This is a genomic window from Bergeyella anatis, from assembly GCF_036016955.1.
GTDB lineage: Bacteria > Bacteroidota > Bacteroidia > Flavobacteriales > Weeksellaceae > JAYWXI01.
On record NZ_JAYWXI010000004.1, the window covers coordinates 5312 to 5997 of the forward strand.

Consider the following 686-nt stretch of genomic DNA (forward strand, 5'->3'; position numbering starts at 1 on the left):
ATCGCGAAAATAATAATTCTGAAAGCAATTCACAACAATATGCTCCTCCATTAACAAACTCACTCAGTTGCGAACTATCGCGAAAATAATAATTCTGAAAGCAATTCACAACAATATGCTCCTCCATTAACAAACTCACTCAGTTGCGAACTATCGCGAAAATAATAATTCTGAAAGCAATTCACAACCGCGAATATTTGATGTTGATTTTGGAAAAGTTGCGAACTATCGCGAAAATAATAATTCTGAAAGCAATTCACAACGCTACACAACATTTTTAATCAGTAGCTACTGTTGCGAACTATCGCGAAAATAATAATTCTGAAAGCAATTCACAACGTGTAACATGACAACAAAACGTGTGGCAGTGTTGCGAACTATCGCGAAAATAATAATTCTGAAAGCAATTCACAACGGCGACACATTTCTTGTACCAGGGCAATGCGTTGCGAACTATCGCGAAAATAATAATTCTGAAAGCAATTCACAACCCACACGACTCGGCGATGGCATTACTTAAAGTTGCGAACTATCGCGAAAATAATAATTCTGAAAGCAATTCACAACGCACTCGAAATCATCATCCGAATAATCGCAGTTGCGAACTATCGCGAAAATAATAATTCTGAAAGCAATTCACAACATTGAGTTTTAATTGAGTTTTTGAAGCCCTGTTGTGAACTATC

At 36.6% G+C, this 686-nt stretch carries 1 CRISPR repeat array.

Annotation, left to right across the window (positions count from 1 at the left end):
- The first annotated feature begins 66 nt into the window (after nucleotides 1-66).
- Nucleotides 67-643: direct repeats of the CRISPR family, unit length 46 nt; unit sequence GTTGCGAACTATCGCGAAAATAATAATTCTGAAAGCAATTCACAAC.
- Nucleotides 644-686: the final 43 nt, after the last annotated feature.